Source organism: Streptomyces durmitorensis, assembly GCF_023498005.1.
Classification (GTDB): domain Bacteria; phylum Actinomycetota; class Actinomycetes; order Streptomycetales; family Streptomycetaceae; genus Streptomyces; species Streptomyces durmitorensis.
Genome location: NZ_CP097289.1, coordinates 4,171,872 through 4,187,572, shown reverse-complemented (window position 1 = coordinate 4,187,572; position 15,701 = coordinate 4,171,872). Strand labels below are relative to the sequence as shown.

At 70.3% G+C, this 15,701-nt stretch carries 13 protein-coding genes; 8 read left to right on the top strand and 5 right to left on the bottom strand.

Annotation, left to right across the window (positions count from 1 at the left end; genetic code table 11):
• Nucleotides 1–145: 145 nt before the first annotated feature.
• A complete protein-coding gene (locus tag M4V62_RS18695; RefSeq protein WP_249588388.1) occupies nt 146–970 on the top strand; it encodes an HAD family hydrolase in 825 nt (274 codons plus the stop codon).
• Between the two features lie 139 nt (nt 971–1,109).
• Here M4V62_RS18695 and M4V62_RS18690 read toward each other — a convergent pair whose 3' ends face one another.
• Complete coding sequence (locus M4V62_RS18690; RefSeq protein ID WP_249588387.1) at nt 1,110–3,098, bottom strand: CocE/NonD family hydrolase; 1,989 nt, start codon at nt 3,096–3,098, stop codon at nt 1,110–1,112.
• Between the two features lie 19 nt (nt 3,099–3,117).
• Nucleotides 3,118–4,641, bottom strand: a complete 1,524-nt coding sequence (locus M4V62_RS18685; protein ID WP_249588386.1) for a peptide MFS transporter — start codon at nt 4,639–4,641, stop codon at nt 3,118–3,120.
• Between the two features lie 307 nt (nt 4,642–4,948).
• Between M4V62_RS18685 and M4V62_RS18680 the strand changes: the two genes are divergently transcribed.
• From M4V62_RS18680 to M4V62_RS18660, 5 genes are all read left to right on the top strand, one after another.
• On the top strand, nt 4,949–5,959 hold the full coding sequence (locus tag M4V62_RS18680; protein ID WP_249588385.1) for a polyprenyl synthetase family protein: 1,011 nt from the start codon (nt 4,949–4,951) through the stop codon (nt 5,957–5,959).
• Between the two features lie 133 nt (nt 5,960–6,092).
• The gene (locus M4V62_RS18675; RefSeq protein ID WP_249588384.1) at nt 6,093–7,043 is read left to right on the top strand and encodes a CHRD domain-containing protein; all 951 of its coding nucleotides are present in this window, start codon (nt 6,093–6,095) and stop codon (nt 7,041–7,043) included.
• A 248-nt stretch (nt 7,044–7,291) separates the two neighbouring features.
• Nucleotides 7,292–8,560 carry a LolA family protein gene (locus M4V62_RS18670; protein ID WP_249588383.1) on the top strand — a complete coding sequence of 423 codons (1,269 nt, stop codon included), beginning with the start codon at nt 7,292–7,294 and terminating at the stop codon, nt 8,558–8,560.
• Nucleotides 8,561–8,681: 121 nt separating this feature from the next.
• Nucleotides 8,682–9,659 (top strand): ABC transporter ATP-binding protein, encoded by a 978-nt coding sequence (locus M4V62_RS18665; RefSeq protein WP_249588382.1) that lies wholly within the window; start codon nt 8,682–8,684, stop codon nt 9,657–9,659.
• Nucleotides 9,646–10,578: an ABC transporter permease gene (locus M4V62_RS18660; protein ID WP_425575242.1), complete on the top strand. Its 933-nt coding sequence runs from the start codon at nt 9,646–9,648 to the stop codon at nt 10,576–10,578. Before M4V62_RS18665 ends, M4V62_RS18660 begins: the two co-directional genes overlap by 14 nt.
• A gap of 58 nt (nt 10,579–10,636) precedes the next feature.
• Here the strand turns inward: M4V62_RS18660 and M4V62_RS18655 are convergent, their stop codons facing one another.
• Both M4V62_RS18655 and M4V62_RS18650 read right to left on the bottom strand, forming a co-directional pair.
• Nucleotides 10,637–11,218 (bottom strand): flavodoxin family protein, encoded by a 582-nt coding sequence (locus M4V62_RS18655; RefSeq protein ID WP_249588381.1) that lies wholly within the window; start codon nt 11,216–11,218, stop codon nt 10,637–10,639.
• Between the two features lie 155 nt (nt 11,219–11,373).
• Complete coding sequence (locus M4V62_RS18650; RefSeq protein WP_249588380.1) at nt 11,374–12,315, bottom strand: M28 family metallopeptidase; 942 nt, start codon at nt 12,313–12,315, stop codon at nt 11,374–11,376.
• Between the two features lie 413 nt (nt 12,316–12,728).
• On the opposite strand from M4V62_RS18650, the gene M4V62_RS18645 reads away from it, so the two are divergent.
• A complete protein-coding gene (locus M4V62_RS18645) occupies nt 12,729–13,934 on the top strand; it encodes a hypothetical protein (protein WP_249588379.1) in 1,206 nt (401 codons plus the stop codon).
• Here the strand turns inward: M4V62_RS18645 and M4V62_RS18640 are convergent.
• Nucleotides 13,862–14,737 (bottom strand): AraC family transcriptional regulator, encoded by an 876-nt coding sequence (locus M4V62_RS18640; RefSeq protein WP_249588378.1) that lies wholly within the window; start codon nt 14,735–14,737, stop codon nt 13,862–13,864. The two genes, M4V62_RS18645 and M4V62_RS18640, sit on opposite strands and share 73 nt — an antisense overlap.
• A 112-nt stretch (nt 14,738–14,849) precedes the next feature.
• On the opposite strand from M4V62_RS18640, the gene M4V62_RS18635 reads away from it, so the two are divergent.
• Complete coding sequence (locus M4V62_RS18635) at nt 14,850–15,701, top strand: NAD(P)H-binding protein (RefSeq protein ID WP_249588377.1); 852 nt, start codon at nt 14,850–14,852, stop codon at nt 15,699–15,701.

Here is a 15,701-nt window from a genome sequence, read left to right as displayed (position 1 = left end):
GGGCCAAGTACTACCTTCGGGTCGGTTCGCCGCGACACGTCCAAGTGAATCCTCCGAGCGCCGGTTGTGCGACCAGCGCACTGCGCGCGTCACAGGTCCTGTGACGTTGCTTTCGGCATCGCCCAGGATCCGTATTCTCTGGATCATGGCTGCACCCCTCGCATATTCACTCATCGCCACTGACCTGGACGGGACGCTGCTGCGCGGCGACGACACCGTCTCCGACCGGTCGCTGGCCGTGCTGGCCGCGGTGGCCGCAAAGGGGGCGCGTCACCTGGTGGTGACCGGGCGGCCCGCGCCGCGCGTGAAGCCGCTTCTCGACGATCTGGGGGGCGGTGGCCTCGCCGTCTGTGGGCAGGGGGCGCAGTTGTACGACTCCGGTGCCGACCGCATGATCTGGTCCGTGACGCTCGACCGCGAACTCGCCGAGGCCGCGCTCGGGAAGATCGAGGCGGAGGTCGGGCAGGTCTACGCCGCCGTGGACCAGGACGGCGTGGAAGGGCTCACGCTCATCGAGCCCGGGTATCTGATGCCGCACCCCACCCTGCCCGCCGTCCGCGTGAAGGGGCGTGACGCCCTCTGGGCCGAGCCCATCAGCAAGGTGCTCCTGCGCCATCCCCGGCTGACCGACGACGAGTTGGCGGCCGTCGCCCGCGACGCCGTCGGGTCCCTCGCCACCGTCACCATGTCCGGGCCCGGCACCGTCGAGCTCCAGCCCCGCGGAGTGACCAAGGCGACGGGCCTCGCGCTGGCCGCCGAGCGGCTCGGGATGACCTCCGAGGACACCATCGCCTTCGGTGACATGCCCAACGACGTACCGATGTTCGTGTGGGCGGCCCGCGGTGTCGCCATGGCCAACGCCCACCCCGACCTCAAGTCGGCCGCAGATGAGGTCACTTCGTCCAATGAGGACGACGGGGTGGCCGTCGTGCTCGAGCGAATGCTCGAAGCAGGGGGCGTGGAGCGCTAGGGCCTGTCGTCAAACTCCCGTCGTCCGCCCGGAGGGCGGGCCACGCGGCGCCCGGTGCGGCGAGAGTGCGTGCATGGCGTCGCGGGGCAGACGGGAGTTTGACGACAGGCCCTAGCCCGCCGTCCTCGGGATGCGAGCGTCAGCCCGCCGTCCTCGGGATGCGCTTCTCCCACGTCCTGTGGAACACCACCTCGTCCCCGTCCTTGCACACCACCTCGTTCGACGTGATGAAGTCCGCCGCGTCGCACGTGATCTCGGAGCGGGACTTGATCGACACGTCCCACCCCAGCTCCGGGCGGTGCAGGCGGATCGTCCAGTCGGAGCGGGTGCGGGCGCTGAGGGGATCGGACTCGTTGATCGTGTACGTCTCCACCGCGTCCTCGGTGAATTCGAGGCCGTCCGGGTAGACCCGCGTACCGCCGTAGCGCGGGTCCACCTCCATGCGCCACTCGCCCTTCGCCACATCGCGTACGACCAGGCGCTCGGGCCGCAGCTCGTCGAGTGTCGCCGGGTACACCACCCCAAGCGGCTCCGACTGCTCCGGAGCGGCGAAGGTGATCGAGGGGTCCAACGCGCCCTCCCGCACCGGGAGTTCCAGCGAGCTGCCCGCCGGGTCGAGGACGAAGCCCGCCGAGTCCGCCTGCGGCCAGATCCACGGCCAGTACGCCGACGACACCGCGAGCCGGATCCTGTGGCCCGGCGGGAAGGTGTGGCCGATCGCGTTCAGCTCGAACGTCACGTCCTCCGTGCCGCCGACCGGCCACGGGTCCACGCGGTCCCGGCCGCCCCGCGCCGACAGGTTCAGCACGCCCCGGGTGACCAGGGTCGACGAGCCGTCCGGGGCCACGTCGCACACCCGCGCGATCGCCTGGCCGGACGGGGCGTCCATCTTCAGGCGCAGCGTCACCTTGGGGCGGCCCAGGATGCGTACGGCCGAGGGGACCTCGAACTCGAAGCACGCCGACTTCGCGTCCTCGTCCCGCTGGTCCGGCGGCAGGTCCGCGTCGTTGCCGAAGGGGAAGTAGCGGCCCGCGTCCAGGCCCGTGTGCTGGGGGGAGTTCACCACCAAGGGCGTGCCCTGGAGGGCGTACGGGATCGGGGTGACGTTCGGGGACGGCCAGGAGGGGTCCCCGACCCAGCCGCCGGGCAGCTCGGCGTAGACCGTCGCCGGCGGGTGGGAGTCGCTGATCCAGGAGCGGAGCTTCGGCTCGGCCATCACACCCGTGTCGATGCCCTTCAAGTGGTGGTCCCACCAGCGCAGCGTCTCCTGGAGGAAGCCGATCGCCGGGCCCGGCGGAAGGCCCCGGTCCGGGTACTGGTGCGACCACGGGCCGATCAACCCCTGTACGTCGCCCGGCAGATGCTCGACCAGGCGCAGGACCGTGTCCCGGTAGGGGTCGTGGAAGCCGCCGACCGCGAGCACCGCCGCGTTGATCGCCGAGTAGTCCTCGCAGACGCTGCCGTGCTGCCAGTACGCGTCCCGGGTCTGGTGGTCCAGCCAGGTGTGGATGAACGGGTCGACCGCTTCGAGGCGGGTCAGCCACATGTCCCGCCAGGCGTCGCCGACGAACAGCGGGTCCGGCGGGCGGGACACGAAGGCCAGCATCGTCGCCGCCCACGCGTGCATGTCCACGGCGAGGACGGAACCACCCATGTAGTGCACGTCGTTGTCATAGCGGTCGTCCGCGGAGCAGACCGTGATGATCGCCTTGAGCGGCTCGGGCGCGAGGGCCGCGATCTGGAGGGAGTTGAAGCCGCCCCAGGAGATGCCGAACATGCCGACCTTGCCGGAGCACCAGGGCTGCTCGGCGAGCCAGTTGACGACCGCGACCCCGTCCGCGAGCTCCACGGCGTCGTACTCGTCGCCCGGCATGCCCTCCGAGTTGCCGTGCCCCCGCACGTCCACACGCACGGAGGCGTAGCCGTGGCCCGCGTACCAGGGGTGGCGCTGGAAGTCGCGCGGCGCCGTCCAGTCGCTCAGGCGGTAGGGGAGGTACTCCAGGAGCGCGGGGACGGGTTCGTCCGTCACCGGCCGCCAGATGCGCGCGTAGAGCTTGGTCCCGTCCGGGAGGGGTACCTGGACGTCCTCGCGCGTGGTCTCGTACGGGAAGGAAGTGCGAATCTGCATGGCGGGAACCTCAGTGTCCTCAGTGGACGGGGTGCATGGTGCGGCGGAGCCACGGGGCGAGCAGGATGACGGCGACACCGGCGGCCACCGCGATCGCGCCGTTCACGCCGAAGTACGCCGGGTTGGAGACCTCTCCGTACAGCTTCACGATCTGTGCCTGGATGCCGTTGGCGAGGGCGAGCGAGAGGAACCAGAGGGCCATGGTCTGACTGGCGAAGGCCTTGGGTGCGAGCTTCGTCGTGGCCGACATGCCCGAGGTCTCGACCAGGATGTCGCCGAGGCCGAGCAGCAGGTACGAGCCGACGATCCACCAGACCGCCATCTTGTACGTGTCGTCGCCGTGCCCGGAGGTGGGCAGGACCATCAGGAGGAACGACAGACCGCCCAGGATCACACCGAAGGCGATCTTGTTCGAGGCGTGCGGCTGGCGGTGGCCCATCCGGGCCCAGACCGCGGCGACGACGGGGGCGAGCGCGACCTCGAAGGCGCCGAGCGCGGAGGCGTACCAGCTGGCGGGGAAGGTGAAGCCGAGGATCGACGTCTCGGCGTTCGTCGATGCCAGCAGGATCATCGTCGAGTAGGCCTGGAAGAGGATGAAGTTGAAGACGACCGAGGCCAGGAAGAGGACCACGTAGGGCTTCAGGCGCCCGCGTTCCTCGCCGCTCACACGCGGGCTGCGGAACATGACCACGAAGTAGACGATGGGCGCGATCACCGAGATGACGGTGAGTACGTCGACGAAGCGGTCCATGGTGAGCCAGCCGACGCCCGCGAGCACCGCCGCGAGGGCCCCGAACGCGAGGATGCCCACGACGATCAGGACGACCGCGCGGCGCATCGCGTCCTTGGGCAGCGCGAATTCGGCGGACGCCTTGCGTCCGGCGAGGTGACGGCGGCCCAGTACGTACTGGATCAGACCGAACGTCATGCCGATCGCGGCGGCCGAGAAGCCCCAGTGCCAGCCCTTGTGGTCGCCGAGCCAGCCGGTGATCAGGGGGCCCGCGAAGGCGCCGATGTTGATGCCCATGTAGTACAGCGCGAAGCCCGCGTCGCGCCGGTCGTCGTCGGTGCGGTAGAGCTTGCCGACCATCGAGGCGACGTTCGGCTTCAGGAGGCCGGTGCCCGCGCTGATCAGGCCGAGGCCCACCCAGGTCATCGTCGCGGTCGGGACCGCCATCGAGTAGTGGCCGCAGGCGATGAGGATGCCGCCCCACAGGACCGCGCGGTACGAGCCGAGGATGCGGTCGGCGAGCCAGCCGCCCGCCACCGAGACGAGATAGACGAGCGTTCCGTACGCGGCCGACACCGAAGCGGCGGTCCCGGAATCCATGCCCATTCCGTCGTTCGCGACGGAGTCCGCGAAGTACAGGACGAGGATGGCCTGCATGCCGAGGAACGAGAAGCGCTCCCAGACCTCCAGGCCCGACAGGGTGAGCAGCCCGCGCGGCTGCCCGAAGAAGGCGTGGTCGTCGCCGGGCGGCGGCTCCGTCGACTCCCTGGAGGGGTCCGCGGGCGGTTCTGCGTCGGCCTCAGTGCGGGACAAGGGTTCTGCTCCCGGTAGTTCCGTTGTTCATGGGGCTTTCGGGGATTACGGGGATTACGGTGCGATGCGGTCTTCTGTGTCGTATCAGCTGATCAAGAACATACCGGTGGTGATCGCACGCCGCCTGGGCGGCATTGCACAGGCGGGTGCCCACTGTGATCGAAAGGCGACCGGATACGCTGACTTGAGTGATGGCAGCGACACATCGACAAACCGTGTCATCGACGCGATCATCACGCAAAGATCGACCGAGTGATGATCGACCGAGTGACCGACTTGTGATCGTCAGCAGACAGGAGAACCCCTCGTGACCGTCGTCGGGCCCTTCGGCCTCAGCGTGCGGGACCAGGCTCTCGAAGCCGATGTCCAGGCCGGATTGGCGGCCGTCGAGGAAGGCCTGCTCGACGCCACCAAAAGCGGGGTCCCCTTCATCACGGAGGCCGCGCAGCATCTGGTGCGTGCGGGCGGCAAGCGGTTCAGGCCGCTCCTCGTGATGCTCGCCGCGCAGTTCGGCGATCCGTACGCGCCGGGCGTCGTGCCCTCCGCCGTCGTCGTCGAGCTGACGCATCTCGCGACGCTCTACCACGACGACGTGATGGACGAGGCGGACGTGCGCCGCGGCGTCGAGAGCGCCAACCAGCGCTGGGGCAACTCCGTCGCCGTGCTCACCGGTGACTTCCTCTTCGCCCGCGCCTCGTACATCCTGGCGGACCTCGGCCCGGACGCCGTCCGCATCCAGGCGGAGGCCTTCGAACGCCTGGTCACCGGCCAGATCCTGGAGACGGCGGGCCCGACCGAGGGCCGCGACCCGATCGACCACTACCTCGACGTGCTCGGCGGCAAGACCGGCTCGCTCGTCGCCGTGGCATGCCGTTTCGGCGCCATGATGTCGGGCGCCGACGAGACCGTCGTGGACGTCCTGACCCAGTACGGCGAGCGGCTCGGCGTCGCCTTCCAGCTCGCCGACGACGTACTGGACATCGCGTCCGACTCGCACGAGTCGGGCAAGACGCCCGGCACCGACCTGCGCGAGGGCATCCCCACCCTTCCGGTCCTGCGGCTGCGCGAGCGGGTGGAGAAGCTCGGGCTCGCCGAGGACATCGCTCTGTGCGAGCTCCTCGACTCGGACCTGACGGACGACGCGCGGCACGCCGAGGCGCTGACGCGACTGCGGGCCCACCCGGCCCTGGAGCAGGCGCGCAAGGACACCGTGCGGTTCGCGGAGGAGGCGCGGGACACGCTCGCGCCGCTGCGGGACTGCGACGCGAAGACGTCGCTGGTCGAGCTCTGCGATCTGGTGGTGCACCGGGCGGGCTGAGGCCCTACGGAGTGTGACATACGTCACACGTTCTGTTGGTCTTGGATTGAGTCCAGGATCAGATCGATTCCGTACCTATGCCCGGAAGCCGACGCAGTGGGGTGTCGGCTCAGGTACGGGGAGATTTCTGACCATGGGCACTTTGAGTACCTCTACTACGCGCCGTCGCACGACCCTGCTCGTCTCCGGTGTCGCCGTCGCAGCCGCGGCGGGCGTGGCGTTCTCGGCGCTGCCGGCCGGCGCCGCCGAGAAGACCGACGGAGGCGGATCCATCTTCGCGGCGAGCCTGAACGGCGCGAACGAGGTGCCGGTGCAGGGCGGGCCCGCGGTCGGCGACAAGGACGGCCAGGCGCTTGAGTTCGTCCAGGTCAAGGGCGACAAGGTGTCGGTCACCGTCAAGTGGCGCGGCACCGGCAAGCCGACCGCCCTCCACATCCACCAGGGCGCGAAGGGCACCAACGGCGGCGTCAAGGTCGACTTCACCGATCTGCTGGGCAAGAGCAAGGGCCACCGCGTCACGGGCACGGTCAAGGTCCACGACGCCGCGCTGCTGGAGCAGTTGAAGGCGGATCCGGGCAGCTTCTACGCCAACCTGCACACCGCCGAGTTCCCCGGCGGCGCGGTCCGCGGCCAGCTCCACAAGGTGACCACGGCCGTCGACTTCCGCGAGGCCGCCGCCCACTTCCAGGCGTCCGTGATCCAGGGCGAGCAGATCTACGAGTGCAAGAAGGCCGACGACGGCTCGGGCAAGTTCGCCTTCGCGCAGCGTGACGTGCGCGCACGGCTCGGCGGCAACATCGCGCACGACTTCGTCGCCCCCAACTCGGGCACACCGCGCTGGACGGCCCCCGACCGCAGTCAGGTCACCGGCAAGCTGATCTCCAGGACCCCGAACGGCGACAAGAACATCCCCGAACTCGACCTGGCGGCAACCCAGACCGGCAAGCCGCGCGGGCTGCTCGCGGGCACCGCGGAGATCCTGCGCCTGAACACCGTGGGCGGGGTCGCACCAGCGGGTGACTGCAAGCCCGGCGCGATCGCGAAGGTGCCGTACAAGGCGGACTACGTGTTCGTGCAGCGCTGAGCCCTGACTGTCGGGCGGTGCTTCCCCTACTGGTTGGGGGAGGCGCCACCCGTCTGTGTCATCCCACAGCAGTACGTGGAGTTGCTCCCGGGGTCTGACGCTTCTGGCTGGCCGATTTGGTCATATGGAGAACAACAAGGTCCAGCAAGAACAACCACTCCTGACCTATTCGGGTGAGAATGGCGGCGCGGGGTGGACGCACGCACGTACTGGGAAGGCCGCCGCCGACCACGGAGGTAGGGCACACAATGGCACCGTACGAACCGGAGCAGAACACCAGTGAGACCGGGGAGCTGCGCGCAGGCCGCCGCAAGGCGGCGCGCTATGTGGTCCCCGTCGCGGTGGCGGGGGTGGCGGCGGCGACCATCGGGCTCGTCCCGGCGCTCGCGACGTCGGGCGACCCCAAGCTGCCCGACGTGACCGCACAGGAACTCATCGAGAAGATCGCCGCTTCGGACACGGAGCAGCTCTCGGGCACCGTGAAGATCAGCACCGACCTCGGCCTGCCGTCCTTCGGCGGCGACATGGCCGGCAGCTTCGCACCGGGCAGCGGCTCGGGCGGCGAGGGCGAGGACGGCAAGGGTTCGGCCGCGGACCCGCAGTCCAAGCTGATGGAGCTGGCGTCCGGCACGCACACGCTGCGCGTCGCCGCCGACGGCCCCGACAAGCAGAAGTTGTCCGTCCTGGACGACGCCGCCGAGTACAGCCTGATCCACAACGGCGACGACGTGTGGGCGTACGACAGCAAGTCGAACGAGGTCTACCACTCCAAGTCGGCGGGCAAGGCCGCGGACTCCGGCAAGAAGGACCTCCCGAAGGATGTCCCCTCCACGCCCAAGGAGCTGGCCGAGGAGGCCCTGAAGGCGGTCGACGACACGACGTCGGTGAAGGTGGACGGCACCGCGCAGGTCGCGGGCCGTGACGCCTACCGCCTGGTCATCAAGCCCAAGCAGTCCGGCTCGACGATCGGCCAGATCACGGTCGCGGTGGACTCCAAGACGGGTACGCCGCTGAAGTTCACGCTCACTCCGTCGAGCGGCGGCAGCGCGGTCGTCGACGCGGGCTTCACGAAGGTCGACTTCGGCAAGCCGGCCGCGTCGACCTTCGACTTCACGCCGCCCAAGGGCGCGAAGGTCACGGAGGGCGATGACGCCAAGGCCGAGAAGCACGGCTTCAAGGACGGCGGCAAGGAGTTCGGCGGCAAGGAGTTCAAGGGCAAGGAGTTCAAGGGCGAGGAGGACCTGAACGGTCTGAACGTCATCGGCGAGGGCTGGAACTCCATCGCCGAGCTGAAGACGCCGGGCGGCCAGGGCATCCCGACGGGCGGCTCCGGAGATGTCCCGCCGGACGCCCAGCGGCTCCTCGACTCGCTCGGCGACAAGGTGTCGGGCGACTTCGGCTCGGGCACGGTCTTCAAGACGCGCCTGGTCAACGCCCTCATCACCGAGGACGGCACGGTGTACGCGGGCGCGGTGACAAAGGACGCCCTCGTCAAGGCAGCAAACGCGGCGAGCTAGGAGCGCCCCTTAAGGGGCGCGGGGAACTGCGCGACAAGCCACGAAGCACTCGCAGAAGACGTACAGGCGGCGGGCTCAGGGGGACAACCTCTGAGCCCGCCGCACCGGTGAGGGAGGACAAGTGCCCCGCACAGACGGCAGCCCGACGCAAAGCGTGATCGAGACCTCCGCGCTCACCAAGCGCTACGGCAAGCAGCTTGCCGTGGACCGCCTCAGCCTCACCGTCCCCGCCGGAAGCGTCTTCGGCTTCCTTGGCCCCAACGGCTCCGGCAAGACGACCACCATCCGGATGCTGATGGGCCTGATCGAGCCGACTTCAGGCCACGCCACGGTCCTGGGACGCCCCATGCCGCGCGACACCCGTACCGTGCTCCCGCACGTGGGCGCGCTCATCGAGGGCCCGGCTCTCTACGGCTTCCTCTCCGGCCGCGACAACCTCCTGCGGTACGACGCAGCCGACCCGACCGCCGACCCGCGCACCCGCCGCGCCCGTGCCGAATCGGCCCTGGACCGGGTGGGTCTCACGGCCGCCGCCGGCAAGAAGGCGAAGGCGTACTCACTCGGCATGAAGCAGCGCCTCGGCCTCGCGGCCGCGCTGCTCCAGCCGCGCAGGCTCCTCGTGCTCGACGAGCCGACCAACGGCCTCGATCCGCAGGGCATGCGCGAGATCCGGGCGCTGGTCAGGGAGTTGGCCTCGGAGGGCACGACCGTCTTCCTCTCCTCGCACCTCCTGGACGAGATCGAGCAGGTCTGCACGCACGCCGCGGTGATGGCCCAGGGCCGCCTGATCACCCAGGGCCCGGTCGCCGAACTGGCCGCCGGTGCGCGGGGGCGTCTGGTCGTGACGACCCCGGACACGGGTGACGCCGTCCGCGTCCTGAAGGAGCTCGGCGTGACGGATCTCGTCGTGGCGGAGGACCGCGTGACGGGCGAGCCGCCGGGCGCGGGAAGCGGCGCGGACACCGGCACGGACCTCGCGGAGCTGAACGCCGCCCTGGTCGGCGCGGGTGTACGGGTGCGGGGCTTCGGCGTCGAACGGGCCTCGCTGGAGGACGCGTTCGTGGCACTGACGGGGGAGGGATTCGATGTCGCGGGCTGAGGTCGATGACGTACGCGGGACAAGTGAGGTGAGCGGGAAGGGCGACGCGCGGGAGGTACCCGACGCACGGGAAGTGCGGCGGATCTGGACGCTCGGGCTCTTCCGCAGCGAACTGGGCATCACCTTCCGCCGCTGGCGCACCCTCGCCCTGCTCGGTGTGCTCGCCGCCGTGCCGGTCCTGGTCGGCATCGCCCTCAAGATCGAGACCAGCGACGGTTCGACGGTCGGCGGGGGCGGCGAGGGAGGTGGGCCCGCGTTCATCGCGCAGGTCACCAACAACGGCCTGTTCCTGGTCTTCACGGCGCTCGCCGCGACGCTTCCCTTCTTCCTGCCCATGGCGGTCGGGGTCGTCGCCGGTGACTCCATCGCGGGCGAGTCCAGCTCGGGGACGCTGCGCTATCTCCTGGTCGCCCCGGCGGGACGGACGCGCCTGCTGCTGGCCAAGTACGCGACGACGATGACGTTCTGCCTGGTCGCGACGCTCGTGGTGGCCGTCTCCGCGCTCGCCGTCGGGGCGTTGCTCTTCCCGGTCGGCGAGGTCACCACGATCTCCGGCACCCGGATCAGTTTCGGCGAAGGGCTGCTGCGTGCCCTGCTCATTGCCCTCGTAGTCGCCGCGTCACTGATCGGTGTGGCGGCGCTCGGTCTCTTCGTGTCGACGCTGACCAGCAGCGGCATCGCGGCGATGGCGACGACGGTCGGGCTGCTCATCACGATCCAGATCCTCGACCAGATCCCCCAGCTGCACGCCATCCAGCCGTACTTCTTCTCGCACTACTGGCTGTCCTTCGCGGACCTGATGCGTGAGCCCGTCTACTGGGACGAGCTGGTCAAGAACCTCGGACTCCAGGGCCTGTACGCGGTGCTGTTCGGCTCGGCGGCGTGGGCGCGGTTCGGGACGAAGGACATCACGGCGTAGGACATCACGGCGTAGGACTGCGTCCGGACGTCCGGACGCCGGGGCGGCGTGGGCGGGTTCAGTTCTCGTACGGGAAGCGCGCGAGCGGCGGCTCCTGCGCGAAGAACGTCTTGGCCTCCGTCAGCGCCCGCTCGTCCTTCAGTACGTCGCCGGGCTTGCTGCCGTTGCCGAGCAGTACGCCGCCGAAGCGCATCCCGAGATACGCGGCGGAGTTGCGCAGGGTGCCGACGAGCGGCTCCGCGACGACCGGCTCCTTGTCGGCCAGCGCCGTCACGCCCCACAGGGTGCGCCCGGTCAGCGTGGCCTTGAAGTCGACGCCGGGGATGCGCAGCCAGCCCGACCAGTAGTCGAGGTAGCGCTTGGTGGTGGCCGAGACCGAGTACCAGTACAGGGGCGAGGCGATGACGATGTCGGTCGCCTCGATGGTCGCGTCGAGCAGCGTCGCAGTGCTGTCGCCTGACGGGCGGACGTAGTCGCTGTCGTGGCGGAGGTCCTCGAAGTCGGGCAGCGGGTGGTCGGCCAGGTTCAGCCAGCGCTGCTCGACGTCCGAGGAGAGCTGTTCGGCGGCCCTGCGGGCCAGGATCTCCGTGTTGCCCTCGGGGCGGGAGCTGCCGAGCACGAAGAGGAACTTGCGGGTCATGGTGTGCCCCCTGGGGTGTGGCGTGGTGGTGCGCGGCCGCACAGGGCCGCGCAATTACCTGCGTGTGCACTATATGCATACGCAGGTAATTGCGTCCAGGGGGTTCCGGGGGCCCGGGGTTCCGGGGGAGCCGGGGCTGCCCGGGAGGCGACCGGCTAGGAGGAGAGACCCCACACCGCGTACGCCACGGCGTCGCTGTTGTGGTTGAGCGCGGTCCCGTCGATGTTCGACTCCGTGTCGCACGCGGAGTGGTAGCACTTGTCGAACGGCTCACCGGCCGTGCCGCCCCAGTTCTGGGCCTGCTCGGCGGTCTTCTCGTAGTCGGCGCCGCTGAAGAGACCGCCGACCGGGACGCCCGCGTCCTTGAACGGGGCGTGGTCCGAGCGGCCGTCGCCCTCCTCGTCGGGCTCCGTGGCGAGGTCGAGGCCGCCGTAGAAGTCCTTGAAGGTCTTCTCGATCGTGGGGTCGTCGTCGTAGACGAAGTAGCCCGGGTTCGGGGAGCCGATCATGTCGAAGTTCAGGTAGTCCTTGATCTTCGAACGCTCGTCGGCCGGCAGTTTGTCGACGTAGTGCGAGGAGCCGACGAGTCCCAGCTCCTCGGCGCCCCACCAGGCGAACCGCAGGTGCTTGGTCGGCTTGTACTGCTCGCGCGCCACGGTGAGCGCGGTCTCCAGGATCGCGGCCGAGCCCGAGCCGTTGTCGTTGATGCCGGGGCCCGAACCGACGCTGTCGAGGTGCGAGCCCGCCATGACGACCTGGTCGGCGTCGCCGCCGGGCCAGTCGGCGATGAGGTTGTAGCCGGTCTTGCCGTTGGAGGTGAACTCCTGGAGGGACGTGGTGAATCCGGCCTCGTCCAGCTTGCCCTTCACGTAGTCGACGGAGGCCTTGTAGCCCGCGCTGCCGTGGGCGCGGTTGCCGCCGTTGGACGCGGCGATGGACTGCAGCTGCGAGAGGTGGGCCTGGACGTTGGCCACGGAGATGTCGGGGGCGGCCGCCGTGGGGGCGGGGGCCGCGGAGGATATCGCGTTGGTGGTGAGGAGGCCGGTGACGGCTATGACGGCGGCCGCCGTGGCGCGTCCGGGAACGGAGAGCTTCATGTGGGGGGGCTCCGTGTTCTGTTGGATCGTTCGTTCTGTGGGGGGTACGCCAATTCGGTGAACGTCGAAGCGAATTGGCGTGCCTGATGGTGCTGGTGAGCTTGACCGCGCGTCAAGAGCGCATATCGGTCGACGTGTTCCGCAGGGCGGTCGGTCGGCCCCTTCCGCGCGGCGGCCGTTGGCAACTTCTCGCTCGCGATCCGCGTCACCTAGGGGCCGCTTGGGGGGCCGCTCAGGGTGATCCCGGATCGCTGGGATCACCTCCGTTCCCGCAAGCTGGGATCAAGGGCCGGCGGAGGGTCGGCGGCTGTCTGTGCGGGGGTTTCGCGGGGGTCTCGCGGGGGTTTCGCGGGGATTCGCGAGGGGTCGGCGAGGGGTCCGCAGGGGCTTCGCCCAGGGGGAGAGGACGCGACGTGCGACGACGCAAAGGGCTGCCGAGCGGGCCCACGCTGGTCCGGGTGGCGGTCGCCCCCATCGATCTGAAACTCTTCGCGCTCTCCGGCATCGCCACGGTCCTGGTCACGCGCGCCTTCCTCGCCCTGGCGGGGTATCCGAAGCTGGGCGGGGGCGGCGCGGGCGGTCTGCACATCGCTCACATGCTCTGGGGCGGGCTCCTGATGATGGCGGCGATCGTCCTCATGCTCACCTTCATCGGCCGGACGCCCCGCATCGCCGCCGCCCTCGTCGGGGGTGTCGGCTTCGGCCTCTTCATCGACGAGGTGGGCAAACAGATCACGGACGAGCCGGGCTACTTCTACCAACCGGCCGCAGGGATCATCTACTTGAGCTTCGTCCTGCTCCTTCTCCTGACCCACTTGATACGCAGGCACACGGCGAACGCGACGCTGACGCACGTCACGGCACGGACCGCCGCGCAACGCACCGTGAACGTCGCCGACCTCGCCCTGGCCGGAGTCGCCGCGGGGCTCACGGCCGAGCAGCGGCAGACGGCGACACGTCTCGTCGCGGGCTCCGGGAGCGAGGTCGACGCCGCCCTGGTGAGGCTGCTCGCGGTCCTGCCCGAGCGTCCGCCCGCCGAGCCGGCGCGGTGGAGGTCCTGGGCCACCGGCGTCGGACGCGTCCTGCGGCGGGTGGCCCGCAGCCGTGTCGTGCTCGGTCTCGCGGTGTTCTGCCTGCTGACGGAGGCGGTCCTGTTCGCCGTGTGGATGACCATGGACGTCGTCGGCGGCGAGCTGGCGAACGGTCCGCATCCGGGGGCCCATCTGGCCGTCGCGCTCACCGAGGTGACCTCGGCCGTCCTCGGGGTGGTGGGGCTGACACGGCTCGGCTCCGACCGGATGTCGGCGCTCCGGCTCTTCCAGGCGGCCCTGCTCGTGGACATCCTGTTCGGCCAGATATTCAAGTTCACGCTGTCCCAGTTCGCGGCGGTCATCGAACTGGGCATAGACCTCGGCCTGCTCTGGGTGGTCTCCGTCTTCGCGTCAGGTCAGGGCCGGGCTGTTGTGGAGTCGGGTCAGGGCCGGGCTGCCTTGGGGCCGGGTCAGGGCCGGGCTCCGGGGCCTGCGTGGCGTGCAGGGGACGGGGGTCAGCCCGCCGCCCTGAGCGAGCCGGAGCCGGAGCCGGAGTCCGGGCGCCCTGCGGTCAGCGAGGCGCGGTAGCCGCTCGGTGCGATGCCGCGGATCCGCTTGAAGGCGTCGCTGAAGCTGAAGCCGTCCGCGTACCCGACCTGTCCGGCCACGGCGGCCACCGTCGCGCCCGGCTCGGCGAGCAGCTCGGCGGCGAGCGTCATCCGCCACTCGGTGAGGTAGGCCATGGGGGGCCTGCCGACCAGCTCCGCGAAGTTGCGGGCGAACGCCGCCCGGGACACCTGGGCGCGTGCGGCGAGCGAGGCCACCGTCCAGGGCCGCGAGGGCTCGTCGTGCATGGCGTGCAGGGCGGGGCCGACCACTTCGTCGCCGAGCGCGCGGTACCAGGCGGGCGGACAGGCATCCGGCAGGTCGAACCACTCGCGAAGGGTGCAGGCCAGCATCCAGTCGAGCATCCGGTCCATCACGTACTGGCGCCCCGGCCGGTCGGCGGCCACCTCCGCGGCGATCAGTTCCAGGATGGGCATGCAGTCGTCGCCCGCGGGGACGATCAGGAGCGGCGGCAGCATGCTGATCAGGCGCCGGCCGACGGCGCTGTCCAACTGGTAGGCACCGGTGACCAGTTCGCACTCGTCGGAGCCCGCGGCCGAGAGGGCGAACGGGGCCGTCGTGCAGACCACGGCCGCGTCGCCCTCCCGCAGGGCGCAGGGCGTGCCCGGCACGACCGTGACGCGGGCCGTGCCGCGCACCACTGTGGCCAGCGTCAGCGCCGCCCCTTCGCTGTGCTCCGACTCCCAGGGCCCGCTCAGGACCGTGCGGTTGAACAGTGCTCCGTCCGCGCGTACGCCGCGCAGGAGATCCCCCAGTGCGTCCATGCCCCCACCGTAGACGGATCCCGCGCGCCGGGCCGCGGGCCGTGGACGCACTCCCATCCGCGCGAGACGAACGCCCATGTCTGTACCGCCCGGAACGCGATTGGCTGAGCCCATGACCGACAACAAGGAAGCACAGACAGCGAAGTCGACCATCCTCGTCCTCGGCGCCACCGGCAAGACCGGCCGCCGGCTGGTGCCCCGGCTGCGGGACGCGGGCCGGACCGTGCGCGCCGCGTCCCGCTCCGGCGAGACCCGCTTCGACTGGGCCGACCGCACCACCTGGGCCCCGGTCCTGGAGGGCGTGGGCGCCCTCTACCTGGTCGGCCCGCCCACCCCGGAGCCGATCGCCGACTTCGTGGACCAGGCCGTGGCGGCGGGCGTACGCCGCTTCGTGGTCCTGTCCGGGCGGGGCGTCGAGGTGTACGGCGACTCCTTCGAGCCGTCCATGGCGGAGGCCGAGCGCGTGGTGCGCGAGGCGGGCGTGGACTGGACGGTGATCCGCCCCAACAACTTCACGCAGAACTTCGACGAGGACATCTTCGCCGCGCCGCTTCTCGCAGGTCGCCTGGCGCTGCCCGTCGGCGACGTGCCGGAGCCGTTCATCGACGTGGACGACATCGCGGACGTGGCCGCGGCGCTGCTCACCGAGGACGGGCACACGGGCCGGGTCTACGAACTCTCCGGGCCGCGCGCGCTGTCCTTCGCCGATGCGGTGGCGGAGCTGGCGGAGGCGTCGGGCAGGCCGATGCGGTTCGAGGACATCACGGCGGACGCGTACGTGGCGGAACTGACCGAGGGCGGCGTCTCCGCCGACACGGCACGCGCCCTGGCGGACGTCCTTGCCTGGCTGGCCGACGGCTACAACGCGGCGCCGGTGAGCGGAGTACGCGACGTACTGGGCCGGGAGCCCCGGGACTTCAGCGTGTACGCGAAGGCGGCGGGGGAGGCGAAGGCCTGGGGCTGA

Excerpts from the sequence above, each read along its gene's own strand:
- M4V62_RS18695 (WP_249588388.1), top strand. The coding sequence starts at position 146 with ATGGCTGCACCCCTCGCATATTCACTCATCGCCACTGACCTGGACGGG.
- M4V62_RS18690 (WP_249588387.1), bottom strand. The coding sequence starts at position 3,098 with ATGCAGATTCGCACTTCCTTCCCGTACGAGACCACGCGCGAGGACGTC.
- M4V62_RS18675 (WP_249588384.1), top strand. The coding sequence starts at position 6,093 with ATGGGCACTTTGAGTACCTCTACTACGCGCCGTCGCACGACCCTGCTC.
- M4V62_RS18670 (WP_249588383.1), top strand. The coding sequence starts at position 7,292 with ATGGCACCGTACGAACCGGAGCAGAACACCAGTGAGACCGGGGAGCTG.
- M4V62_RS18660 (WP_425575242.1), top strand. The coding sequence starts at position 9,646 with ATGTCGCGGGCTGAGGTCGATGACGTACGCGGGACAAGTGAGGTGAGC.
- M4V62_RS18655 (WP_249588381.1), bottom strand. The coding sequence starts at position 11,218 with ATGACCCGCAAGTTCCTCTTCGTGCTCGGCAGCTCCCGCCCCGAGGGC.
- M4V62_RS18650 (WP_249588380.1), bottom strand. The coding sequence starts at position 12,315 with ATGAAGCTCTCCGTTCCCGGACGCGCCACGGCGGCCGCCGTCATAGCC.
- M4V62_RS18640 (WP_249588378.1), bottom strand. The coding sequence starts at position 14,737 with ATGGACGCACTGGGGGATCTCCTGCGCGGCGTACGCGCGGACGGAGCA.
- M4V62_RS18635 (WP_249588377.1), top strand. The coding sequence starts at position 14,850 with ATGACCGACAACAAGGAAGCACAGACAGCGAAGTCGACCATCCTCGTC.